The sequence below is a fragment of the Sphingomonas sp. genome, from assembly GCF_032114135.1.
GTDB lineage: Bacteria > Pseudomonadota > Alphaproteobacteria > Sphingomonadales > Sphingomonadaceae > Sphingomonas.
On record NZ_DAMCTA010000001.1, the window covers coordinates 582978 to 607138 of the forward strand.

20 protein-coding genes are annotated in these 24161 nt (G+C 66.8%); 13 read left to right on the forward strand and 7 right to left on the reverse strand.

Going from position 1 to position 24161, the window contains the following annotated elements:
* Positions 1-30 precede the first annotated feature (30 nt).
* Genes RT655_RS02855 through RT655_RS02865 form a run of 3 tightly spaced genes read left to right on the forward strand, consistent with a single transcriptional unit; the run spans position 31 to position 3320 of the window.
* Positions 31-1014, forward strand: coding sequence for an SPFH domain-containing protein (locus RT655_RS02855; RefSeq protein ID WP_313534875.1), 984 nt, complete (start codon positions 31-33; stop codon positions 1012-1014).
* Positions 1011-1481 (forward strand): NfeD family protein, encoded by a 471-nt coding sequence (locus RT655_RS02860; RefSeq protein ID WP_313534876.1) that lies wholly within the window; start codon positions 1011-1013, stop codon positions 1479-1481. The genes RT655_RS02855 and RT655_RS02860 overlap by 4 nt, the downstream gene beginning before the upstream one ends.
* 21 nt (positions 1482-1502) lie before the next feature.
* Positions 1503-3320, forward strand: coding sequence for a DUF885 family protein (locus tag RT655_RS02865; protein ID WP_313534878.1), 1818 nt, complete (start codon positions 1503-1505; stop codon positions 3318-3320).
* Between the two features lie 122 nt (positions 3321-3442).
* On the opposite strand, the gene RT655_RS02870 is transcribed toward RT655_RS02865, so the two are convergent.
* The 5 genes from RT655_RS02870 to carA all read right to left on the reverse strand — a co-directional run bounded on the left by RT655_RS02870 (position 3443) and on the right by carA (position 9689).
* Entirely contained in the window at positions 3443-4069 is a 627-nt protein-coding gene (locus RT655_RS02870; RefSeq protein ID WP_313534879.1) for a rhomboid family intramembrane serine protease, read from the reverse strand.
* Between the two features lie 8 nt (positions 4070-4077).
* Positions 4078-4554 (reverse strand): transcription elongation factor GreA, encoded by a 477-nt coding sequence (gene greA / locus RT655_RS02875; RefSeq protein ID WP_313534880.1) that lies wholly within the window; start codon positions 4552-4554, stop codon positions 4078-4080.
* A 283-nt stretch (positions 4555-4837) separates the two neighbouring features.
* Positions 4838-8167: a carbamoyl-phosphate synthase large subunit gene (gene carB / locus RT655_RS02880; RefSeq protein WP_313534881.1), complete on the reverse strand. Its 3330-nt coding sequence runs from the start codon at positions 8165-8167 to the stop codon at positions 4838-4840.
* A complete protein-coding gene (locus RT655_RS02885; protein WP_313534882.1) occupies positions 8167-8529 on the reverse strand; it encodes a ribonuclease E inhibitor RraB in 363 nt (120 codons plus the stop codon). The genes carB and RT655_RS02885 overlap by 1 nt, the downstream gene beginning before the upstream one ends.
* Positions 8526-9689: a glutamine-hydrolyzing carbamoyl-phosphate synthase small subunit gene (gene carA / locus RT655_RS02890; protein WP_313534883.1), complete on the reverse strand. Its 1164-nt coding sequence runs from the start codon at positions 9687-9689 to the stop codon at positions 8526-8528. Before carA ends, RT655_RS02885 begins: the two co-directional genes overlap by 4 nt.
* Before the next feature lie 141 nt (positions 9690-9830).
* Between carA and RT655_RS02895 the strand changes: the two genes are divergently transcribed.
* The 9 genes from RT655_RS02895 (at position 9831) to RT655_RS02935 (ending at position 19365) form a co-directional block, all read left to right on the forward strand.
* A complete protein-coding gene (locus RT655_RS02895) occupies positions 9831-10283 on the forward strand; it encodes a GatB/YqeY domain-containing protein (RefSeq protein WP_313534884.1) in 453 nt (150 codons plus the stop codon).
* Between the two features lie 52 nt (positions 10284-10335).
* On the forward strand, positions 10336-10752 hold the full coding sequence (locus tag RT655_RS02900; RefSeq protein WP_313534886.1) for an endonuclease domain-containing protein: 417 nt from the start codon (positions 10336-10338) through the stop codon (positions 10750-10752).
* A 172-nt stretch (positions 10753-10924) separates the two neighbouring features.
* A complete protein-coding gene (dnaG, locus tag RT655_RS02905) occupies positions 10925-12820 on the forward strand; it encodes a DNA primase (protein WP_313534887.1) in 1896 nt (631 codons plus the stop codon).
* A gap of 42 nt (positions 12821-12862) precedes the next feature.
* Positions 12863-14890, forward strand: a complete 2028-nt coding sequence (gene rpoD, locus RT655_RS02910; protein ID WP_313534889.1) for an RNA polymerase sigma factor RpoD — start codon at positions 12863-12865, stop codon at positions 14888-14890.
* A gap of 204 nt (positions 14891-15094) precedes the next feature.
* Positions 15095-15760: a DUF6975 family protein gene (locus RT655_RS02915; RefSeq protein ID WP_313534890.1), complete on the forward strand. Its 666-nt coding sequence runs from the start codon at positions 15095-15097 to the stop codon at positions 15758-15760.
* Positions 15761-15813: 53 nt separating this feature from the next.
* On the forward strand, positions 15814-16656 hold the full coding sequence (locus RT655_RS02920) for a MoxR family ATPase (RefSeq protein ID WP_313534891.1): 843 nt from the start codon (positions 15814-15816) through the stop codon (positions 16654-16656).
* A 74-nt stretch (positions 16657-16730) separates the two neighbouring features.
* Entirely contained in the window at positions 16731-17909 is a 1179-nt protein-coding gene (locus RT655_RS02925) for a VWA domain-containing protein (RefSeq protein WP_313534892.1), read from the forward strand.
* Positions 17906-18604 carry a DUF2185 domain-containing protein gene (locus RT655_RS02930; protein WP_313534893.1) on the forward strand — a complete coding sequence of 233 codons (699 nt, stop codon included), beginning with the start codon at positions 17906-17908 and terminating at the stop codon, positions 18602-18604. The genes RT655_RS02925 and RT655_RS02930 overlap by 4 nt, the downstream gene beginning before the upstream one ends.
* Before the next feature lie 218 nt (positions 18605-18822).
* Positions 18823-19365, forward strand: coding sequence for a VOC family protein (locus RT655_RS02935; protein WP_313534894.1), 543 nt, complete (start codon positions 18823-18825; stop codon positions 19363-19365).
* Positions 19366-19844: 479 nt separating this feature from the next.
* On the opposite strand, the gene RT655_RS02940 is transcribed toward RT655_RS02935, so the two are convergent.
* Positions 19845-20138: an Hpt domain-containing protein gene (locus RT655_RS02940; RefSeq protein WP_093292741.1), complete on the reverse strand. Its 294-nt coding sequence runs from the start codon at positions 20136-20138 to the stop codon at positions 19845-19847.
* An 82-nt stretch (positions 20139-20220) separates the two neighbouring features.
* Between RT655_RS02940 and RT655_RS02945 the strand changes: the two genes are divergently transcribed.
* Positions 20221-22509 (forward strand): hypothetical protein, encoded by a 2289-nt coding sequence (locus RT655_RS02945; protein WP_313534896.1) that lies wholly within the window; start codon positions 20221-20223, stop codon positions 22507-22509.
* An 18-nt stretch (positions 22510-22527) separates the two neighbouring features.
* On the opposite strand, the gene RT655_RS02950 is transcribed toward RT655_RS02945, so the two are convergent.
* Complete coding sequence (locus RT655_RS02950) at positions 22528-24081, reverse strand: alkaline phosphatase D family protein (RefSeq protein ID WP_313534897.1); 1554 nt, start codon at positions 24079-24081, stop codon at positions 22528-22530.
* Positions 24082-24161 lie beyond the last annotated feature (80 nt).

Below are 24161 nucleotides of genomic sequence, written 5' to 3' on the forward strand. Positions count from 1 at the left end.
TGGGCCCCATTGCGAGGGGAGTCGGGGCGTATGGACGTGCTTTTCGTGTTTTTGGCCGGGCTGGTGGCGCTGGTGCTTTTCTACCTGCTGGTCAGCGTGAAGATCGTGACCCAGGGCTATCAATTCACGATCGAGCATTTCGGCCGCTTCACCACCGTCGCGGCACCCGGCTTCAACTTCTACCCGGCCTTTTTCTATCGTGTCGGCCGCAAGGTGAACATGATGGAGCAGGTGATCGACATTCCGGGCCAGGAGATCATCACCAAGGACAATGCGATGATCTCCACCGACGGGGTGGTGTTCTTCCAGGTGCTCGATGCCGCCAAGGCCGCCTATGAAGTGTCGGACCTCTATGTCGCGCTGCTCCAGCTGACGACCACCAACCTGCGCACCGTGATGGGTTCGATGGACCTCGACGAGACGCTGTCCAAGCGCGACGAGATCAACGCGCGGCTGCTCTCGGTGGTCGATCATGCGACGACGCCCTGGGGCGTCAAGATCACGCGCGTCGAGATCAAGGACATTCGCCCGCCGGCGGATATCGTCAACGCGATGGGCCGCCAGATGAAGGCCGAGCGCGAGAAGCGCGCCAACATCCTCGAAGCAGAAGGCGCGCGCGCGTCCGAGATTCTTCGTGCCGAAGGGCAGAAGGCCGCCCGCATCCTCGAGGCCGAGGGCCGCCGCGAATCTGCCTATCGCGATGCCGAGGCGCGCGAACGCGCCGCCGAGGCCGAGGCCAAGGCGACGCAGCTCGTATCCGACGCGATCGAATCCGGCAGCAGCCAGTCGCTCAACTATTTCATCGCGCAGAAATATGTCGAAGCGGTCGGCAAGTTCGCCACCTCGCCGAATGCCAAGACGATCCTGTTCCCGGTCGAGGCGACGCAGCTGATCGGCACGCTGGGCGGGATCGGTGAGCTGGCCAAGGACGCGCTGTCCGGCAATGCCCCCAAGCCCCCCGCTCCGCCCGCGCCGCCTGCCCGCCGGCCGGGTCCGTTCGACCAGCAGGGTTGATCCCACCGTTGGACTGGCTGCAGCACCCCGCCCTGCTCTGGTTGATCGCTGCGGTTGCGCTCGCGATCGCCGAGCTGGTGGTGCCCGGGGTGTTTCTGGTATTTCTCGCGGCGGCCGCAGCGATCATCGGCGCGCTGACGCTGCTCTTCCCCGACCTGCCCGCCGCCGGTCAGTTGGTCGGCTTCGCGCTTTGGTCCGTCGCCACGGTCACCATCGGACGACGCTGGTATCGCGACTTCCCGGTGCAGAGCGCCGACCCGCTGCTCAACGACCGCGTCGCCCGGCTGGTCGGCGAGGTCGTCACCGTCGTCGAGCCGGTGAGCGACCATGCTGGCCGCGTGCGGGTCGGCGACGGGGAATGGCCGGCGCGCGGGCCGGAAGCCGCCGCCGGAACGCGCGTGCGGATCACTGGCGCCACGGGCGCGACGCTCCGGGTCGAGCCGCTCCCCGCCCTTTCCCGAGACTGAAAACAAACCGAGGTCGAATTGATGCGTACCACCCGTCGCGATGTGCTGCTCGGATCGAGCGCCCTGTTGGCCACTCCCGCGGCCGCCTATCCCGCGCGTGCTGCCAATCCTGCGGAAGCCCAGGCTCAGGCGCTGATCGATCGCACCGCCGAAGCGCTGCTGGTGCTCAACCCCGAGGGCGCCACCGGGCTAGGCATCGACAAGGGTCCGCGCGCCGCGCTCAAGCACCGGCTCGGCGACCGCACCCCGGCGGGGGTCGCCAAGATGGCGGCGCATCTGAAGGCGACGCTCGCGGAGATCGACCGGATCGATGTGAACGCGGTCACCCCCGAGATGCGGGTTCATCTCGACGTGATCCAGACCGCCTATGCCAATGGCCTCAAGGGCATGGCCTTCCCGTACGGCGATGTCGCGGTGGGGAGCTGGCGCAACACGCCCTATGTCGTGATCCAGAATGTCGGCGCCTATATCGACGTGCCCAAGACGCTCGACAGCGATCACCAGATCGCAACGCGCGACGATGCCGATGCCTATTGCGACCGGCTCGTCGCCTATGCCGGCGCGCTCGACGGCGAGACGGTGCGGCTCCAGCAGGCGGCGAGCGTCGGGGTGATCGCGCCCGACTTCCTGCTCGACAAATGCCTCAAGCAGATCCGCCTCGCCCGCAGCGGCGATCCGGCGAAGTGGGACGTAGTGACCTCGCTCGCCAAGCGGGCCGCCAAGATGCCGGGCGGTTACGAGGCCCGCGCGACCAAGATCGCCGCCGAGCAGGTCGGCCCTGCGCTCGACCGCCAGATCGCCGAGCTGGAAAAGCAGCGCGGCCGCGCTACCTCCGACGCCGGCGTGTGGAAGTTCAAGGACGGCGACGCGTACTACGCCTGGGCACTGAGCGCGGGCACCACCACGACGATGTCGCCGGACGAGGTCCACGCCATGGGCAAGGCGCAGCTCGCCGAGCTCCAGGCCGAGATGGACACGATCCTCAAGACGCTCGGCTATACGCAAGGCTCGGTCGGCGCCCGGATGCGCGGGCTCGCCACCGACAAGCGCTTCGCCTTCCCGGAGAACGACGCGGGCCGGGCTGAAATCATCCAGATCCTCCAGCATAGCATCGACGACATGCGCGGCCGGATGCCGCAGGCCTTCCACACGCTGGTGCCGGGCAATGTCGAGGTGAAGCGCATTCCCCTGGTGGAGGAAGCAGGCGCGGCAGGCGCCTATGGCGGCCCCGGCACGATCGACGGCAAGGTGCCCGGTCGGCTGTGGGTCAATCTGCGCTCGACCGGCATCTGGACCCGCTTCAGCCTGCCCGACCTCGCCTATCACGAAGCGATTCCCGGCCATGCCTGGCAGGGCGAATATACCTTCAAGATGCCGCTGATCCGCTCGCTCTTGCAGTTCAACGCCTATTCCGAAGGCTGGGCGCTCTATGCCGAACAGCTGGGCGACGAGCTTGGCGTCTACGCCGCAAACCCGGCGGCAAAGCTCGGCTATCTCCAGTCGCTGGGCTTTCGCGCGTGTCGGCTGGTGGTGGACAGCGGGCTGCACGCCAAGCGATGGACGCGCGCGCAGGCGATCCGCTGGTTCGTCGAGGCCAATGGCTCGTCCGAAGACGAGGTGCAGGGCGAAGTCGATCGCTATTGCTCCTGGCCGGGCCAGGCCTGCGGCTACAAGGTGGGCCACACCGCGATCAACCGGCTGCGGACGCACGCCAAGACCGCACTCGGCGACAAGTTCGACTTCCGCGCCTTCAACGACGCGCTGCTGCTGGGCGGCAACGTACCGATGACCGTGCTCGGCCATGTGATCGATCGGCACATCGCGCAGCGGAAGGGCTGACGCCCGCCACCATCGTCATCCCGGCGAAAGCCGGGATCCATTGGGGTCGCCGATGCGGCTCTTGCTGAAAAGCAGTGGCGAATGGATCCCGGCTTTGGCCGGGATGACATCAGAAGAAGCGTCTACGCGTGGCGCCAGCGCCAGAGCAGCATCGGCCGTGCGAGCGCCAGGCCGATCAGGAAGCCGCCGATATGCGCCCAGATCGCGACGGTCACGCCGCCCTGGAGGAAGGCGAAGCCCATCAGCAGGTTGACGCCCACCCAGGCCGCAGCCAGCCAGGCGATGTGGACCACCTGCGCCGGGATCGGCCCGATCGCCTTGGCGCGCTGGCGCCCGTAGAGCAGCGAATAGGCACCGACCACCGCCGAACTCGCCCCGCTCGCCCCGATCATCGGTGCGGTCGACATCGGGTCCGCCAGCCACTGCGCGCCGCACGCGGCATAGGCACCGATCAGGTACAGCGTCACCAGCCCCTTGATGCCGATCGCGCGCTCGGTCTCCTTGCCGGTAAAGGCCAGCATCAGCATGTTCATGCCGAGATGGGCGAGGCCGCCATGGATCAGCGCCGAGCTCAGCGGGGTCAGCCACACCGGCACCACCGGCCCGGACAGGATCAGCCCGCCCGACAGCCGCGCCGGAATGAACCCCGCCGCATATTGGATCTGCGCCGCATTGGGCGCGAAATTGGCGATCAGGCTCACCGCCACCGTGACGGCGACGATCACCGTCGTGGCGCTGAGCTTCGGCATGGCAGGCCTCAGATGAACTCGACCTTGGAGACCAGGTAATAACGGTCGCCCGCCGGCACCGAAACCTCGACCTCTTCGTCGACCTTGCGGCCGATCAGCGCGCGGCCGATCGGCGAGTTGTACGAGATGCGGCCCTTGCTCGCATCCGCCTCGGTCTGGCCGACGATCTGGTAGGTGACCGGCTTGTCGTCCTCGTCGAGCAGCGTCACGGTCGCACCGAACACCACCTTGTCGCCCGAAAGCTCCTTGGGGTCGATGATCTGGGCGCGGCTCAGCTTGTCCTCGATGTCGTTGATCGTGGCTTCGACCTGGCCCTGCCGCTCCTTGGCGGCATGGTATTCGGCGTTTTCGGAAAGATCGCCATGCGCACGCGCTTCCTCGATCGCGTCCACGATCAGTGGGCGCTCGGCCTTCAGCCGCTTCAGCTCCTCGCTGAGCTTCTGATAGCCTTCCGCCAGCATCGGCATCTTCTCGACGGTCGCCATAACGCCCTTGTCCTTCACTACGCCCCCGGTACCGACCGCCGCCCGAAAACGACGTCCGCACACTTATATCGGTTGGGGAAATCCATTGTGCGAACGCGAATAGTAAGTCGCGGCACGAAAAACATCAAGGCGGGGGGAGGAAAACGCAAGATTTAACCAACTAAGCCCCTCCCCTTTAGGGGAGGGGTTGGGGTGGGGCTGTGTCTCACCGAGACCGACCAACGTTCTGGAATCCCTCCACCCCAACCCCTCCTCCAAGGAGGAGGGGCTTAAGGGAGGCCCCTCACCCCCGCGACGCGAAATACGCCTGGATCGGCTGCACCTCGATCGGGTTGCTCCGCATCGCCGCGATCGCCCGCGCCGCCGCGACGCTGCCCGGCGCCGTGGTGAAGTACGGCACCTTCTGCGCCAGCGCCGAGGCGCGGATGCTCATCGAGTCCTTGAGCGACTGCCAGCCTTCGGTGGTGTTGAAGATCAGCGCCACGTCGCCGTCCTGGATGCGGTCGACGATGTGCGGACGGCCCTGCGCCACTTTGTTGACCGTCTCCACGGCAATGCCCTCGGCGGCGAGGAATTCCGCCGTGCCGCTGGTCGCGATGATCTTGAAGCCGAGATCGGCCAGGATCTTGACGCCCGGCAGCACCACGGCCTTGTCGCCCTGCTTGACGCTGACGAACACCGTGCCGCCCTGCGGCAGCACCGTGCCGGCGCCGAGCTGCGACTTGGCGAAGGCGGTGGCGAAGTCCTTGTCGATCCCCATCACTTCGCCGGTCGACTTCATCTCGGGCGAGAGCACCGGATCGACGCCGGGGAAGCGCGCCCAGGGGAACACCGCTTCCTTGACAGCGATATAATCGATGTCGCGGTCGATCACCGGCAGGTTTGCCAGCTTCTCGCCCGCCATCACCCGGCTGGCGATCTTGGCGATCGGCGCACCGATCGCCTTGGCGACGAACGGCACCGTGCGGCTGGCGCGCGGGTTGACCTCGATGAGGTACACCTCGCCGTCCTTGACCGCGAACTGGATGTTCATCAGCCCCTTGACCTTGAGTGCACGCGCCAGCGCCACGGTCTGACGCTCAATCTCGGCGATGATCTCGGCGGGCAGGCTGTAGGGCGGGATCGAGCAGGCACTGTCGCCCGAATGGACGCCGGCTTCCTCGATATGCTGGAGCACGCCCGCGACGACCACATCGGTGCCGTCGGCGATCGCGTCCACGTCCACCTCGATCGCGTCGCGCAGATACTGGTCGATCAGCACCGGCGAGTCGCCCGAAACCTGCACCGCGGTCTGGATATAGTCGTCGAGCTGCTGGAGGCTGTCGACGATCTCCATCGCCCGGCCGCCGAGCACATAGCTCGGCCGCATCAGCACGGGGTAGCCGATCCGCTCGGCCACCCGCACCGCCTCATCGCGGCTGCGGGCGATGCCGTTCATCGGCTGCTTGAGGCCCAGCTTGGCGACCAGGTCGGCGAAGCGCTCGCGGTCCTCCGCGAGGTCGATCGCGTCGGGGCTGGTGCCGAGGATCGGGATGCCCGCATCCTCCAGCGCCTTGGCGAGGTTGAGCGGGGTCTGGCCGCCGAACTGGACGATCACGCCGACCAGTTCGCCCTTCGACTTCTCGACCTCGAGGATCTCGAGCACGTCCTCGGCGGTCAGCGGCTCGAAATAGAGCCGGTCCGAGGTGTCATAGTCGGTGCTCACCGTCTCCGGATTGCAGTTGACCATGATCGTCTCATAGCCCGCATCCGCCAGCGCGAAGCAGGCGTGGCAGCAGCAATAGTCGAACTCGATCCCCTGCCCGATCCGGTTCGGACCGCCGCCGAGGATCACGATCTTGCGGCGCTCGCTCGGCTCCGCCTCGTTCTCGGGCTCGCCGAAGGTGGGCGCCTCATAGGTCGAGTACATGTACGGCGTCTTCGCCTCGAACTCGGCCGCACAGGTGTCGATGCGCTTGAACACCGGGCGCACGCCCAGCCGGTGGCGCAGCTTGCGCACTTCGGCCTCGGTCACCCCGCCGGAAATGGCGTTGGCCACCTCGCCGATCAGGCCGGAGCTGCGCGCCATGACTTCGCTGCCCGCGCGCAGGTTGACCGACTTGAGCGCCAGATAGGCCAGGCGCTTGTCGCTGAAGCCCATCGCCTTCAGGCGGCGCATGCCGGCCGCGTCCTGCGGCAGGCCGTTGGTGGCGACGTCCTTCTCGGCGTCGAGGATCTCGGCGATCCGCTCGAGGAACCAGGGGTCGTAGCTGGTGAAGCGCTGGACGTCCTTCAGGCTGAAGCCCTCGCGCATCGCCTGCGCCGCGATCAGCAGCCGGTCGGGCGAGCGGACGGTCAGCGCCGCCTCGATCACGTCGCGCGGCGCGCCGACCAGCCGGTCGACATCGTTGAAGCCGCTGAGGCCGGTTTCCAGCCCGCGCAGCGCCTTCTGCAGCGATTCGTGGATCGAGCGGCCGATCGCCATCACTTCGCCGACCGACTTCATCGCCGTGCCCAGCACCGCCTCGGCGCCCTTGAACTTCTCGAAGGCGAAGCGCGGGATCTTGGTGACGACGTAATCGATCGTCGGCTCGAAACTCGCCGGGGTGGCGCCGGTGATGTCGTTGTCGATCTCGTCGAGCGTATAGCCCACCGCCAGCTTGGCCGCGACCTTGGCGATCGGGAAGCCGGTCGCCTTCGAGGCCAGCGCCGAGGAACGGCTTACGCGCGGGTTCATCTCGATCACGATCAGGCGGCCGTCCTTCGGATTGACCGCGAACTGCACGTTCGAACCGCCGGTCTCGACGCCGATCTCCCGGAGACACGCGATCGATGCGTTGCGCATGATCTGGTATTCCTTGTCGGTCAGCGTCAGCGCCGGCGCGACGGTGATCGAGTCGCCGGTGTGCGTGCCCATCGGATCGATATTCTCGATCGAGCAGACGATGATGGCATTGTCGTTCCGATCCCGGACGACCTCCATCTCATATTCCTTCCAGCCGAGCAGCGACTCTTCGATCAGCACCTCGGTGGTCGGCGACAGGTCGAGACCCGAGCGCACGATCGCGATGAATTCCTCGCGATTATAGGCGATGCCGCCGCCCGATCCGCCCATGGTGAAGCTGGGGCGGATGATCGCCGGCAGGCCGACATAGTCGAGCGCGGTCAGCGCCTCGGCCTCGGTGTGCGCGATCGCCGAGCGGGCGCTTTCGAGCCCGATCTTGGTCATCGCGTCCTTGAACTTCAGCCGGTCCTCGGCCTTGTCGATCGCATCGGCATCGGCGCCGATCATCGTCACGCCGAACTTCTCCAGCGTGCCGTCGCGGAACAGCGCGAGCGCGGTGTTGAGCGCGGTCTGGCCGCCCATTGTCGGCAAAACGGCGTCGGGCCGCTCCTTCTCGATGATCTTGGCGACGACCGCGGGCGTGATCGGCTCGATATAGGTCGCGTCGGCCAGCTCGGGATCGGTCATGATCGTCGCCGGGTTCGAATTGACCAGGACGATGCGATAGCCCTCTTCCTTCAGGGCCTTGATCGCCTGCGTGCCCGAATAATCGAACTCGCACGCCTGACCGATGACGATCGGACCGGCGCCGATGACGAGGATGGACGAGATGTCGGTACGCTTGGGCATCAGTGTTTCATTCCAGTTTCAGCGACGCATCCCCAGCCATCATATTCGAGGCCGAAATGCGCTTCTATGCGCAGACAAAGTTCGGTCAGGGCACGGATCGAGGTTTCGTCGGTCGGCTGGGTGCGCTCCAGGAAGAGCCAGCGGCCGCCGCCCTTGGAGGTCTCGTCGCCGAGCACGGTGAAGCCCAGCTCCTCGGCCGCATCTTCCAATGCGGCGAGTGCGTCCGCCGAGCCCTTGAAGCTCACATCGATCGACCGCGCGACGGCCGCGTTGTCGCCATTGGCGGCGAGATTCTCGAGAACGTCCCTGTCGGCCGCCCACTCCTCTTCGAAGCGGGTCGGATCGAACGGGGGGAGGTTCACGCCATCATCCCCACGAACCGCTCGAACAGATAGAGGCTGTCCTGCGGGCCCGGGCTGGCCTCGGGGTGATACTGCACGCTGAACGCCGGGCGGTCGGTGAGCGCGATGCCGGCGTTGGAGCCGTCAAACAGCGACACATGCGTCTCGCGCGCATTGGCCGGCAGGCTCTCGCGCTCGACGGCGAAGCCGTGGTTCATGCTGGTGATCTCGACCGCACCGTCTTCCAGCCGCTTGACCGGATGGTTGGCGCCGCGATGGCCCTGAAACATCTTGGTGGTCTGCGCACCCACCGCGAGGCCGAGCAGCTGGTGGCCGAGGCAGATGCCGAACAGCGGCTTGCCGGTCTCCAGCAGCTGGCGGATCACCGGTACGGCATATTCGCCGGTCGCCGCAGGATCGCCCGGGCCGTTGGAGAGGAAGAAGCCGTCCGGGTTGAACGCCATCACCTGCTCGAAGGTCGCGGTGGCGGGCAGCACGGTCACGTCCGCGCCGGCCTGCACCAGGTTGCGGAAGATGTTGCGCTTCGAACCATAGTCGATCGCGACGACCTGCGGGCGCTTGGTTGCGGGGCGGCTGGTGTCATAGCCGGCACCGAGCTTCCACACGCCGCCTTCCCAGCCGAAATGCGTCTCGCACGACACGGTGACGGCGAGGTCCATGCCCTCCAGCCCCGGCCAGGCACGCGCCTTCTCGAGCAGCGCGTCGATATCGAAAGTGCCCGACTTCGAATGCGCGATCACGCCGTTCGGCGCACCACCGACACGGATCCGGCGGGTAAGCGCACGCGTGTCGATGCCCGACAGGCCGATGCGGTTGTGCTTCGCCATCCACGCATCGAGATGTTCGGTGCTGCGGAAGTTCGACGGCTCGGTCACATCCTCGCGGACGATCATGCCCAGCGCATGGGGATCATCGGCCTCGATGTCGTCGGGGTTGGCGCCGACATTGCCGATGTGCGGGAAGGTGAAATTAATGATCTGACCGGCGAAGCTCGGGTCGGTCATGATCTCCTGATAGCCGGTCATCGCGGTGTGGAAGCACACCTCGCCGACGGCATCGCCCTCGGCACCGAATCCCCTACCCCACAATATCTCGCCGCTCGCCAGAACCAGAACGCCCGTGGCTCCAACGGGCATGGACAAGGGTTTGGCGTCGGCCATTTGGGGCGGGCACTCCTGCTTTGGGTTTGCGATGTTGCTAAGGGCCGCCCGCTAACCCCCATGGCCCGGTGCGTCAATCTGTTAAGTTTTTTGCAGGTCCGCTATCGTTGCCGGCTTCCCGTACAAAGATCGAGAGAAACGATGATTCGCGACGACATCAAGGCTGCGCTGGTTACCGCCATGAAGGGCGGCGACAAGGCGTCGACCGCCACGATCCGCCTGATCCAGAGCGCGATCAAGAACCGCGACATCGAAGCCCGCACCGGCAAGGCGCCCGAGGATGACGACGTGTTGGTGGTCGAGGTGCTGCAGAAGATGGTCAAGCAGCGCCGCGAATCGATCGAGATGTATGTGAAGGGCAACCGCCAGGAACTCGCCGACGCCGAGGCCGCCGAGGTGGTGGTGATCGAGCGCTTCCTGCCGACGCAGATGAGCGAAGCGGAAACCACCGCCGCGATCGAGGCGATCAAGGCCGAGCTGGGCGCGGGCGGCATGAAGGACATGGGCCGCGTGATGGCCGAGCTGAAGGCACGCCACGCGGCGCAGCTCGACATGAGCAAGGCGAGCGCGCTGGTGAAGGCGGCGCTGAGCTGAGGCTAGCAAGCTCCCCCTCCCTTCAACGGGAGGGGGGTGGGGGGGTGGGTGCATGTTCACACACAGCAAGCTCTGGATGCAGGCACGCGCCAAGGAACTTCGCCACAACCCCACGCCGATGGAGCAGAAGCTCTGGCAGCGCCTTCGCGCGTCGCAGCTTGAAGCGCTGAAGTTCCGCTTCCAGCATGTGATCGAACCTGCGATCGTCGATTTCTGCTGCCCGAGCATCGGCTTGGTGGTCGAGATCGACGGCGACACCCATGACGCGGACACAGATCGCGACCGCGATATCGGGCTGGCGCAGCTGGGCTACACCGTCCTTCGCTTCACCAACCACGAGGTTGCCACCAATCTGGACGGCGTCCTCCAGACGATCGCGGATCGCGCACGCGGTCTGGCGATCCGGCAGTGGAACCGAGGCGTCACCCACCCCCCGGCCCCCTCCCTTGGAAGGGAGGGGGAGCGCTAGCACCGACCGTTCTCCTCCCTTGCAAAGGCGGGGAGCGCCAGACCCCATCATTCCCCCTCCCTTCCAAGGGAGGGGGAGGGAGCCGCGCAGCGGCGGAAGGGGGGTGGGTGATCGATCACGTACCTCCCGCCGCCACCTTCCCGACTCACCCACAAAGGCGCATCACGCACCAGTGTCCCTCACCCCCGCCTTTCTCGACGAGCTCCGCGCCCGCACCACGCTGTCCACCCTCATCGCCAAGTCGGTGAAGCTGCAGCGCGCGGGCAAGGAATTCCGCGCCTGCTGCCCCTTCCACAACGAGAAGACCCCCAGCTTCTACGTCAACGACGACAAGGGCTTCTACCATTGCTTCGGCTGCGGCGCGCATGGCGATGCGATCCGCTGGATGACCGACCAACGCGGCCTGCCCTTCATCGATGCGGTGAAGGAACTGGCCCAGGCCGCCGGGCTCGACATGCCCGAGCAGGACCGCCGCGCCGCCGAAAAGGCCGAGCGCGCCAAGGGCCTGCACGAGCTGATGGGCGAGGCCGCCACCTGGTTCACCGAGCGGCTGAACGGCATCGAAGGCGCCGAGGCCCGCGCCGTGCTCCAGCGCCGCGGGATCACGCCCGAGACCGCCCGGACCTTCGGCCTCGGCTTCGCCCCCGATTCGCGCGGCAAGCTCAAGGACGCGCTGAAGGCCTATGGCGATCCGATGCTGGTCGAATCCGGCATGCTGATCGCCGTCGAGGGCAAGGAGCCGTACGACCGCTTCCGCGGCCGGCTGATGATCCCGATCCGCGACGTGCGGGGGCGGACCATCGCGTTCGGCGGCCGCATCATCGGCGACGGCGAGCCCAAATATCTGAACTCGCCCGAGACCCCGCTCTTCGACAAGGGCCGCACGCTCTACAACCTCGATCGCGCCCAGGCCGCCGCGCGCAAGGCCGACCGCGTGATCGCGGTCGAGGGCTATATGGACGTGATCGCGCTCGCCCAGGCAGGGTTCGGCGAGGTCGTGGCGCCGCTCGGCACCGCGCTGACTGAGCACCAGCTCGAGCGGCTCTGGCGACTGTCCGAAGTGCCCCTGCTCTGCTTCGACGGCGACAGCGCCGGACAGAAGGCCGCGCTGCGTGCCGCCCACCGCGCGCTGCCGATGCTCGCGCCCGGCCGCAGCCTCGCCTTCGTCACCCTGCCCCAAGGCCTCGACCCGGACGACCTCGTCCGCGCACAGGGCCCGGCCGCCTTCGAGGCGCTGCTCGCCAGGCCCGAACCGCTGGTCGATCGCCTCTGGACGAGCGAAGTCGCCGCCGGGCCTCTCGACACGCCCGAGCAGCGCGCCGGGCTCAAGCGCCGCCTCTCCGAACTTGCCGAGCAGATTCAAGACCCGAACGTAAAGCACGAATATATCGCGGAATTTCGCGCGCGTGCCGACCAGCAGTTCGGCCGCGGCCCGCGCGAATTCCGCAAGGACCAGCGCGGCCCCGCCCCTGCCCGCCAGCAGCAGCGCGGCACCCGCAACGCCCGCGGCGGCTGGCAGCCGCCCGAGGCCCCGCCCTCGCACCTTATCAAGGGCGTGCAGGCGAGCGGGCTCGATCCCATATTGGCACGCGCGGTGCTTGCCGGGCTGATCCGTCACCCGGTCGAGATCGCGCGGCACATGGAGATCCTGGGGAGTCTGCGTAGTGCCTCGGGCGCACTTGGGCGGCTATTCGAGGCCGTTGTCGAGGTGGCGCTCACCAATCCGGCGTCGCGTCAGCTTGATAGCGCGGATTTCCTCACCATATTGGCATCGTCCGGTTTCGATTCAGTGGCAAGCGAGTTGCTCCGCGCAGACACGCTCCCCTTCACCTTCACGCGGCCCGCGGCCGACGTGACGAAGGCGCGCGAGGATTTGGGTGAGGCGATCGCGGTGATGGCGGCACAGCCTGCCGTCGATGTGGCGCTCGCCGAGGCGACTGCTGCGCTGATGCGCGACGGCACCGAGGAAGCGTTCGCCCGCCAGGTGGCGCTTTCGCGGCAGCGGCAGGAGCTTCAGGAACGGCTTGCGAATCTGATGCTTGCGGAAGACGGCGTTTTTGAGGAATAGAGGCGGTGTAAAATTGCCGCCATCTGAGTTTCGAGGGATTTGATGGCGAAGGCGAACATGGCAGACGTCACGGACACGGCAGACACGAGTGACGCGCCGCTGATCGATCTGAACGAGGGTTCGATCAAGAAGCTGGTCGCGCGTGCCAAAAAGCGCGGGTACATCACCGTCGACCAGCTCAACGAGATGCTGCCGCAGGACCAGATGTCCTCGGAGCAGATCGAGGACGTGATGGCCGCGCTCAACGACATGGGCATCAACGTCGTCGAGAATGAGGACGCCGGCGAGGACGCTGAGTCCGAGGACGACTCGGCCGACGATTCGGAAAGCCCCGACACCAGCGACGATTCCGCGCCTGCCTTCGAAGTAGCGAAGAAGAAGGAAACCGTCGATCGCACCGACGATCCGGTGCGCATGTACCTGCGCGAGATGGGCGCGGTCGAGCTGCTCAGCCGCGAGGGCGAAATCGCCATCGCCAAGCGCATCGAAGCCGGCCGCGACACGATGATCCTCGGGCTTTGCGAGTCGCCGATCACGTTCAACGCGATCATCGGCTGGTCGACTGCCCTCAACGAAGGCACGATGCAGCTGCGCGAGATCCTCGATCTCGATGCCATGCTCTCCAAGGGTCCGTCGGCCGAACAGGTCGAAGGCGCCGAGGACGATAACGGCGAGATCAGCGAATCGAGCACCGGCCCGACTTTCAAGGAAGAGGAAGAGCCGGAAGAAGCCGCAGCGGACGAGGATGACGAGCTGACCGAGCGCCGCGCCCGCCGCCCCTCGGACGACGAGGAGGAGGACAACACCCTCTCGCTCGCCCAGATGGAAGAGCAGCTCAAGCCGCAGGCGCTCGAGAAGTTCGCCAATATCACCGCGATCTACAAGAAGTTCGGCAAGGTCCAGCAGCAGCGGCTCGACACCATGTCGGCCGGCGAGGACTTCCCGGCGGCGGAAGAGAAGAAGTACAACAAGCTCCGTGAGGAGCTGACCGCCGAGGTGGAGAGCGTCCAGTTCCACCAGGCCAAGATCGAATATCTCGTCGACCAGCTCTACAGCTTCAACCGGCGCCTCACCGCGCTGGGCGGCCAGATGCTGCGTCTCGCCGAGCGCCACAAGGTCAGCCGCAAGGACTTCCTCGATCGCTATGTCGACCACGAGCTCGACGAGAACTGGCTGCCGACGGTCGTCGGCGTCGACAAGAAGTGGAAGGCCTTCGTCGAGAACGAGGGCAGCGCGGTCGATCGCATCCGCACCGAGATGAGCGAGATCGCCCAGTCGACGGGCATGACGCTCACCGAGTTCCGCCGCATCGTCAACATGGTGCAGAAGGGCGAGCGCGAGGCCCGCATCGCCAAGAAGGAGATGGTCGAGGCCAATCTCCGCCTCGTGATCTCGATCGCCAAGAAGTACACCAATCGCGGCCTGCAGTTCCTGGATCTCATCCAGGAGGGCAATATCGGCCTGATGAAGGCGGTGGATAAGTTCGAATATCGCCGCGGCTACAAGTTCAGCACCTATGCGACCTGGTGGATCCGCCAGGCGATCACCCGCAGCATCGCCGATCAGGCGCGCACCATCCGTATTCCGGTGCACATGATCGAGACGATCAACAAGCTGGTCCGCACCAGCCGCCAGTTCCTCCACGAGCAGGGCCGCGAGCCCACGCCCGAGGAAATGGCGGAGCGCCTGAGCATGCCGCTCGAAAAGGTGCGCAAGGTGATGAAGATCGCCAAGGAGCCGATCAGCCTCGAAACGCCGATCGGCGACGAGGAAGACAGCCATCTGGGCGATTTCATCGAGGACAAGAACGCGATCATCCCGGTCGACGCGGCGATCCAGGCGAACCTCAAGGAGACGGTCACCCGCGTCCTGGCGAGCCTCACCCCGCGCGAGGAGCGCGTGCTGCGCATGCGCTTCGGCATCGGCATGAACACCGATCACACGCTGGAAGAAGTCGGCCAGCAATTCTCGGTGACGCGCGAACGTATCCGCCAGATCGAGGCCAAGGCGCTGCGCAAGCTCAAGCATCCGAGCCGCAGCCGCAAGATGCGCAGCTTCCTCGACCAGTAAGCGCATCCGCCACGTACAGGAACAACGGCCCCGGGTATCCCCCGGGGCCGTTTTCATTTGGGACAGGGATGCGTGGGGAGCCAAAATCCTGTCTTTCAAGATTAATTTCGGCGTAACCATCTTTCTATGCGCTTCGGTATGGTCGCTATGCGATCCCATCCGGACCGGCCGATGGCGGGCGGCATTGTCCAGATGGGGAAGGTCATGCTCTTGGATACCGCACCGATGGAGCATTTGTCGGGCGCTTGGGGCCCGATGGGCGGGATGGCGGAGTCCGACGGCAGCGCGCGCCACCCGCATTTGTGCGCCCTTCGCGCCGCCGCGCTGCCCCGCCGCGATCTGGCGGACGCGGTCCACCACGTCGCCCGACTCCACGGCCGCCATCCCGGCCTGATCGACTATGCCGCCGGCCATGGGCGGCACCCGATCGAATGCGAGTGGCTGGAAGCCGCCGCTGACGCCTTCGTCGCCGAGCGGGCCTATCTCGTCCGCCTCGTCGCCGCCGTCGGCCCCCTGCCCAGCACCCCCGGCCATGCCGAGAGCGAAGCCGCCGCCGCGGCGCAGCGCCACGCGCTCGACATGCTCGCCCAGTCCGATCGCGCCGGCTGCGCGACCGGAGCCGCGATCGCGCTGGCGATCGAGTGGGTCGCGATCCGCTCGGTGCTCGATCGTGCCGCGACGAGCTTCGGCGTCGATCCCAAGCCGGCAAGCCTGCCGATCCCCGAGGAGACCGTCAGCGTGGTCGATGCCTTGTCCCGCGAAGCCGCGCACGAGCGCGCGATGCTGTTCGGCGCGCAACAGGTCTTCGCCCAGCATCGCGGGTTGTGGGACCTGCTCGAAGCCCGCGCGAGCGCGCGCAGCCGGGGCTGACCTGCCCCTCGGGATGGGTTGCATCCCGCCACTGTTCGTCCCACCTTCTGCGCATGCGCTTCGAAGGCACCCAGAGCTATGTCGCCACCGCGGACCTGAAGGTCGCGGTCAATGCCGCCGTCACGCTGCGCCGCCCTCTCCTGGTCAAGGGCGAGCCCGGCACCGGCAAGACCGTACTCGCCACCGAAATCGCCAAGGCGGTGAACGCGCCGCTGATCGAGTGGAACGTGAAGTCGACCACCAAGGCGCAGCAGGGCCTGTACGAATATGACGCGGTGGCGCGGCTGCGCGACGGCCAGCTCGGCGATCCGCGGGTGCACGACATCGGCAACTATATCCGCAAGGGCAAATTGTGGGAGGCGTTCACCAGCCCCACCCCCCCCGTGCTGCTGATCGACGAGATCGACAAGGCCGATATCGAGTTCCCGAACGACCTGCTCCAGGAACTCGATCGCATGGAATTCCATGTCTACGAGACCGGGGAGACGGTCCGCGCCGCCGAGCGCCCGATCGTGGTGATCACCTCGAACAACGAGAAGGAGCTGCCCGACGCGTTCCTGCGCCGCTGCTTCTTCCACTATATCAAGTTCCCCGATCGCGACACGATGCAGGCGATCGTCGACGTCCACTTCCCCGGCATCCAGAAGCTGCTGGTCAGCCGCGCGATGGACCTGTTCTACGAGATCCGCGACGTGCCGGGCCTCAAGAAGAAGCCCTCGACCAGCGAGCTGCTCGACTGGCTCAAGCTGCTGCTCCACGAGGAGATGCCGCTGGAGGTGCTCCAGTCGCGCGACCCGACCAAGGCGATCCCGCCGCTCCACGGCGCGCTGCTCAAGAATGAGCAGGACGTGATGCTGTTCGAGCGGCTGGCCTTCATGGCGCGGCGGCAGCGCTGACGGTGCGGCGGGCCCCTCCCCTCCGGCGGTCAACGTAATGGACGCGCCCCGTTCCCCGAGCATAGGCTAGCGCCATGTTCCTCGCCTTTCTCGACGAACTGCGCGCCGCGGGCATCCCTGCCAGCCTCAAGGAACACCTCCTGCTGCTCGAAGCGCTCGACGCGCAGGTGATCGAGCCGACCCCCGAGGCCTTCTACTTCCTCGCCCGCGCCACCTATGTGAAGGACGAGGGGCTGCTCGATCGGTTCGACCAGGTCTTCGCCAAGGTATTCCGCGGCATCGCCTCGAGCTATGGCGTCGCCCCGGCCGAGATCCCCGAGGAATGGCTCCGCGCGATCGCCGACAAATATCTCAGCGACGAGGAAAAGGCCGCGATCGAGGCGCTCGGCTCGTGGGAAAAGCTGATGGAGACGCTCCAGCAGCGCCTGAACGAGCAGCACGAACGCCACCAGGGCGGCAGCAAGTGGATCGGCACCGGCGGCACCTCGCCCTTCGGCAATGGCGGTTACAACCCGGAAGGCGTGCGGATCGGAGGCGAAGGCAAGCACCAGCGCGCGGTGAAGGTCTGGGAGGCACGCGACTATCGCAACCTCGATTCCACCCGCGAGCTCGGCACCCGCAACATCAAGGTGGCGCTCCGCCGCCTGCGCCGCTTCGCCCGCGAAGGGGCGGCGGAAGAGCTCGACATCGACGGCACGATCGCTGGTACCGCAAGGCAAGGCTGGCTCGACGTCAAGATGCGGCCCGAGCGGCACAACGCGGTGAAGCTGCTGCTCTTCCTCGATGTCGGCGGGTCGATGGACCCGTTCGTCAAGCTCTGCGAGGAGCTGTTCTCGGCAGCGACCAGCGAGTTCAAGAACCTGGAATTCTTCTACTTCCACAACTGCCTCTACGAAGGCGTGTGGAAGGACAATCGCAGGCGCTTCGCCGAGCGCACCCGAACCGCCGACCTCCTCCACAAATATGGCCCGGACTATAAGGTGATCTTCGTCGGCGACGCGTCGATGAGCCCCTATGAGGTCACCCAGGCCGGCGGCTCGGTCGAGCATATGAACGACGAGCCCGGCGCGACCTGGCTCCAGCGGGTAACCGATACCTGGCCCGCCACTGTCTGGCTCAACGTATTGCCCGAGGCGCAATGGGGCTATTCGCACTCGATAACGATGATCCGCGAGCTGATGCGCGATCGCATGTATCCGCTCACGATTGCAGGGATCGATGCGGCGATGCGCGAGTTGAGTAGAAAGCGATGAGTACGATCCGCGACATGCTCCACCGTTGGCACCGGCGCCTGTTCGGTAGCTACACCATCGCCGACCCCCGGCCGATGGCCGATGCCGCGCCCTACACCTTCTTCCTGCCCAGCGAGAACGAAGCACTGGCGCTGCGCCCGGGCGACCTCGCCAAGCTGATCTTCCAGTCCACCCCGCCCTCGCGCGACTATGCCGCCGAGCGGATGTGGGTGGAGATCACCCGCGCCGAGGGCGAGAAGCTCTGGGGCCGGCTGGACAACGTGCCCTTGGACATGCCCCAGCTCCGCCCCGGCCGCGAGGTGGCGTTCCGCCGCGGCGACGTGATCGACCTGCGCTGGGGCGAAGACCGCCCGGTGCGCCCGCCCTCGGCTCCGGCGCGGCGCCATTATGACGCGCGCTGCCTGGTCGACAGCTGCGTGCTCGAACAGGGCGCCGCTGTCCATTATCTCTACCGCGAGCTGCCCCTGCCCCCCAGCGTCGGCGACGCGCCCGACAGCGGCTGGCGCATCCGCGGCGACTATCGCGGGCTGGAAGACGAGGCGATCGGCGCGCGTGCGATCGAATGCGTCGCGCTCGGCCGCGTGCTCAACATCGACGATAGCTGGGTCCACCTGATCGATGCGCCGACCGGTTCGGCCTATGTACGGAACTGGGAGAAGGATGTGTTCGAGCCGGAGTCTGCGGCGGCGGATTGAGGCGCTTTCGACAGCCCCCCGCCGTCGCCAAGCCATGGACGTTCAGGTGAGCAACCTGCGCTCCCAAACGCGGCCATTGTCCAGCGCTCTCTTTCTCACGTCTCCGTCATCATATAGGCGTGTCAGGGATTTGGTTTCATCGCCTCAACGGCCCCCGCCATCTCGCTGCGCGCCTTTCCGGGAGAAGGCATAAGCGTTAAGGCGTCACCAGGAAGATCATGTTCGCCATGCTGCTGGCATCGGCTGCAGCCGGGGCGCAGGACCAGATAGCGCAAGCACAGCCCAGTGAGAGTGCAGCAATGAACGACGCCACCAACGTGATTGCCGTGGACCACACGGGCTTCGCGGTATCGTGTTTGGACGAGGCCATTCGGTTTTGGACGGGAGCGCTCGGCTTCACCCTTGATCGGCAGTCGGAGATGGGAGGCGACTTCCTGCATCAGGTGACAGGTGTCGATGATCCAAGTGTGAAGACGGCGATCGTCAGGGCACCAGATGGTTACGTGGTCGAACTGTTGCAATATTCAAATGGGCGCCAGAATGGGGCGGTGCCCGACAGCGCGGGGGCAATCGGTGCCGCCCACCTGGCTCTGACCGTGCCTGATATCCATGCTGCCATTGGCCGCGTGGAGGCCGCAGGATGGAAGGCCAAGGGTAGCCCGCGGCCGATCGCCGGTGGTCCACGCAAGGGAACGCTGGTGGTTTATGTTTCAGGCCCTGATCATATCACAATAGAGCTTATGCAGCCGCCAGCCCATTAACCCCGTCTGCTGACGTTTTCCCGCTTCACTATCGTTTTTGGGACGGCCGCCAGCGCCCACGCCTTTGCAACAAGCCGCCGGCCCGCGCACCACCAACTCCGGCCATTCGCAACGATCTCCGGTCGCGTCTCCGACCGCCTCAGCACAGCCTTGCGGCCGCGTCGTTGTTCCCCATATGTACTAGACTGCCGCGTCCGGGCGGCCGCTCTTTGACCCCGCTGATACTGTTCTCCCGCGCGCGCGACGATGCGCCTTGCGAGAGCGCAGCCTGTCTCGGCGAGCAATGCGCGCCGAATTTGCACGAGCCTCAACTTCCTAAACTTAGCGTGCCATGCCTGCCCTTCGAGAGACCCGCTGAAACGCGCACAGGCCTAAACTTCCGCAACTTCAGTCGCTGGCCGCCATCCCGAAGCGGCAGTTTACCGCAACCCGACCGTTCAGCGATCCACCGGAATGTTTAGCCCGAGACCGCCGCGCGCTCAGAGCTTCTCCACCGCCTTGTCGATCCGCCGCAGCAAGGCGCCGTCCTGGGCGCTGCGCCGCACGGCCTCTTCGGCCAGGCCCATCAGGCTGGTCGCGCCGAAGCTGCCCGCCAGGCTCTGCAGCCGAAGCGCGGCGCCGGCCCATTGTTCGGCGCCCTTGGAGGTCTTCATCATGTCGACCGAACGATTGACGCTCTCGAGGAACGCGTCGCGAAGCTCGGCGATCAGCGCGGGATCGTCGCCCACTGCGGCCGCCAGACTCGTATCGATTGCACCGGGATCATACGCCATGGCTAATCCTATCTCCACCTTCGTTAACCTTTGGTTGCCAACCCGGTCTTGGTCCGCGCGGCAAAGCTGGTACAGTGCCCCGATGACTGGGGGCTCCACCGCTGAATCCGCCGTATCGTTCGAAACCCACGCCGCCGAGCCGCCCGTGCTCGCGGAAAGCCGGGTGATCGACGAACCCGCACCCGTTGCGCCCGCCGAGCCGCTCGAAGCGCCGCGCCTCGGCTGGATCCTCACCCTGCTCGCGGTAGCGGCCGGGGTCGGTGCGACCTATGGCATGGCGGCGCTCGCGCTGCCCGCCTGGGACGAGCCGCTGAGCAATTTCCAGCGCGTCCAGTTGCTCGCGTCGCTCTGCGTGCCTGCTGCCGTCGTCGCGCTGCTCTATTTGATCGCGATGCGCACCAGTACCGCCGAGGCACGCCGCCATGCCGATACCGCACGGGCGATGCGGGAGGCCGCCGAGGCGCTCGAAGCGCGTACCGCCGCGCTCACCGACCGCCTCCTTGCCCAGCGCAACGCGCTGGCCGAGCAGGAGACCGGCCTGTCGGTACTGAGCGACGCCGCTGCCGAGCGCCTCGCCCATGCTGCCGCCAGCGCCCAGCGCCAGGCGGAAATGGTCGCTGCCGGCACCCAGCAGTTGAGCGCCATGACCAGCGCCGCCGAGCACAGCGTTTCCGTGATTCTCGCCTCGTTGCCCAAGGCGCACGAGGAAATGCGCGGGCTCGCCGACCGGGTCGACAGCGCGGGGCTGCAGGCCGGGCAGACCGCCGCCGCGCTCGACATCCAGCTGACCGTGCTCGCCGAGCGCGGTCGCGAGGCCGATCGCATCGCCAGCGGCGCCGCCGAGCGGCTCGCGGCGCATATCTCCCGGATGGAGGCGACCAGCGAGGCGGCGAGCAGCCGGCTCGAACAGGTGACCGACCAGATGTCGGCGGAAGTCGACGCGGTGCTCGATCGCGCCGCCGCCGCGGTCGACCAGTCGCGCCAGGGCATCGCCGCGCAGGGCGACGCGATGCTGGCGATGCTCGGCGCCAACCAGGCTGCGCTCGAACGCGCCACCGAGGACAGCAGCACCGCAATGGCGCAGCGCATGGCGCTGATCGAGGATGCGATCATCCGCATCTCGTCGCGGCTGAGCGAGGAGCAGCGCCGGGGCGACGCATTGTTCGCCCGTCTCTCCGAAGGCGCGTCCAATTTCGACTCCGAGCTGGAGGTCCTCCACGCCGCCGGCACCCGCCGCACCGAGGCGCTGGCCGCCGCGATCCACGGGCTCCACCAGTCGATGGACGGCATGACCCAGTCGATGCGCACCGGCGAAGGCACCGCGCGTGAGGGGATCGCCACCGCCGAGACCCTGCTCACCGCGCTCGACGCCGCCGCCCGCGAACTCGACGAGACGATGCCCGCAGCCCTCGAACGGCTCGACGACCGGATCGACGCCACCCGCAAGCGCATCGCCGCCTCCAAGCCCGAACTGCTCGGGCTGGTCACCGCTGCCGAGACCACCCACGATGCGGTGGCGGGCATCGCCGCCTCGGTCACCCACCAGCAGACCGCGCTCGAACGCGGCCGCGCCGCGCTCGCCGAGACGCTGGCCACCGCCGCCGATCAGGCCGAAACGCTCAGCCGCGCGGTCGACGGCGCGATCCTCCACGCCAAGAGCTTCACCAGCGAGGCGGCGCCCGAGCTGATCGAGACGCTGCTTCGCGTCCGCGACAGCGCCAACAAGGCGGCCGACCATGCCCGCGAAGCGATCGACGGCATCGTGCCCGCGGTCAACCGCGTGCTCCAGGACGCCACCGACAATGTCATCGAGAACGCGGTCGAGATTTCAGTTCGCCGCCAGGTCGACACGCTGACCAAGGCCGCCGACGCCGCTATCGGTGCCGCCGCCCGCGCCGCCGAGCATCTCCGCGCGCAGATGACCGTGCTGGAGGAGGCCAACCAGCTCGCCGAGACCCGCATCGCCGAGGCACAGGATGCGCAGGAACGCGCCGACAGCGACGGCTTCGCGCATCGCATGGCGCTGCTGATCGACGCGCTGCACTCGACTTCGATCGACATCGCCAAGACCTTCTCGACCGAGGTGACCGACGGTGCCTGGGGGGCATATCTGAAGGGCGATCGGGGCGTGTTCACCCGCCGCGCGGTGCGCCTGCTCGCCCCGCACGAGGCACGCGAGATCCACCGGCTCTATGACCATGACGAGACGTTCCGTGAGAACGTCCACCGCTACGTCCATGATTTCGAGACGATGCTGCGCCAGGTACTCAGCCTGCGCGAAGGCAATCCGCTGGCGGTGACCCTGCTCTCGTCCGACGCGGGCAAGCTCTATGTCGCGCTGGCCCAGGCGATCGAGCGGCTGCGGAACTGAGGGTGGTTCGGCCCGGGCTCAGCCGAAGCTGAGCTCGGACCGTCCGTGCGGCACGGTCGCGGTGCGCGCGGTCTTCACCGGGGCACCCGGCTCGCTCACGCTGTCGACGGTGCGGAACTGCGCCTGCCATTGGTCTCGGGTGACATCGCACAGCAGATAGCCGCGCCGGTCGTTCATATACTTCAGATACGGGTTGCGGCCGAGGATCTTGTCGCTTCCCGGGCGAACGTCCGCCCCGTCGCCGCCCGAGCTGATCGAGGTGGAGACGAACTCCACCGCCACCGCCTCGCCCTGGCCGCCGCGGGTGCGCAGCTCGCCTGCATAATTCTGGTGCTCGTCGCCCGTGAGCACCACGACATTGCCGTGCCCGGCGAACTTCGAGAAGAGGCGTTCGCGGGGCAGGTCATAGCCGCCCCAGCTGTCCATGTTGCGGATCGGCACGGGCTCGTCGGCCGTGCGGCGATCGAGCGGCATCATCATCACCTGTTGCGCGATCGCGTTCCAGCGCGCCTTGCCCTCGGCAAGATTGCGCCCGAGCCATGCCTCCTGGGTGCTCCCCAGGACCTGCGCCTCGGCGGCATCCCAGCCGGCGCATTTGGGCTTGAAGCCGTCATCGCAGGGCTGGTCGGTGCGGAATTGGCGGGTGTCGAGCAGATGCAGATCGAGCAGGTCGCCGATGCGGGCGCGGCGATAGGCCTGGATGCTGTCACCATGCGGGATCGAGCTGCTGCGCACCGGCATATGCTCGTACCAGGCCTGGAAGGCGGCGGCGCGGCGGAGCAGGAACGCCTCGGGCGGGGTACCGTTCTGGTCACGGTCGCTCACCCAATTGTTCTGGATCTCATGGTCGTCGAAGGTCGCGTACCAGCCGGTCGCGGCATGCGCCGCCTGGAGATCGGCGTCGGTCTTGTACTGGGCATAGCGGCGCCGATAGTCGTCGAGGCTGAACGGCTCCTCGCCGGCGTGCGCGCGGATGAACTTCCTGGGGTTGCCGCCATAATCGAACGCCACCGGGTTGCCGCGCCCCTCGTAGATATAGTCGCCATAATGGAACAGGAAGTCGGCCTCCTCCCGCGCGGCATGGGCGTAGGCGGTGTAGAGACCCTGCTCGTAATTCTGGCAGCCGGCGACGACGAAGCGCGTCTTGGTCACCGCGGTGCCGGCCGCAGGCAGAGTCTTCACCCGGCCGCGCATCGAGCGCTCGCGCCCGCAGGTGAAGCGGTACCAATAGGGCCGGTCCGGCTGCAGCCCCGCCACTTCGACATGCACCGAATGGCCGAGCTCGGGCCGGGCCATCGCCTCGCCCTTCGCAGCGATCGTCTTGAACGCAGGGTCCGCGCCGACCTCCCACTGTACCGCGATCGGTGCCATCGGCATGCCGCCATGCGGCTCCAGCGGCTCGGGCGCGAGCCGGGTCCACAATACGAAACCGTCCGCAGACGCGTCACCCGCGGCGATGCCCAGCGTGAAGGGATAGGCGCGGAATATCTGCTGGGCGCGCACGATTCCCGGGGCGGCCAGCAGCATGGAACCGGCGGCGCCCAGCAGCAGCTCGCGTCGTGTCGTGTGCATCGTTCATTTCCCTTGCGCCGAGCGGCCGGCACCCGGCCTCCGCGTCAACGGGGTGATGCAAACCTGTCCCGCGCCGCATG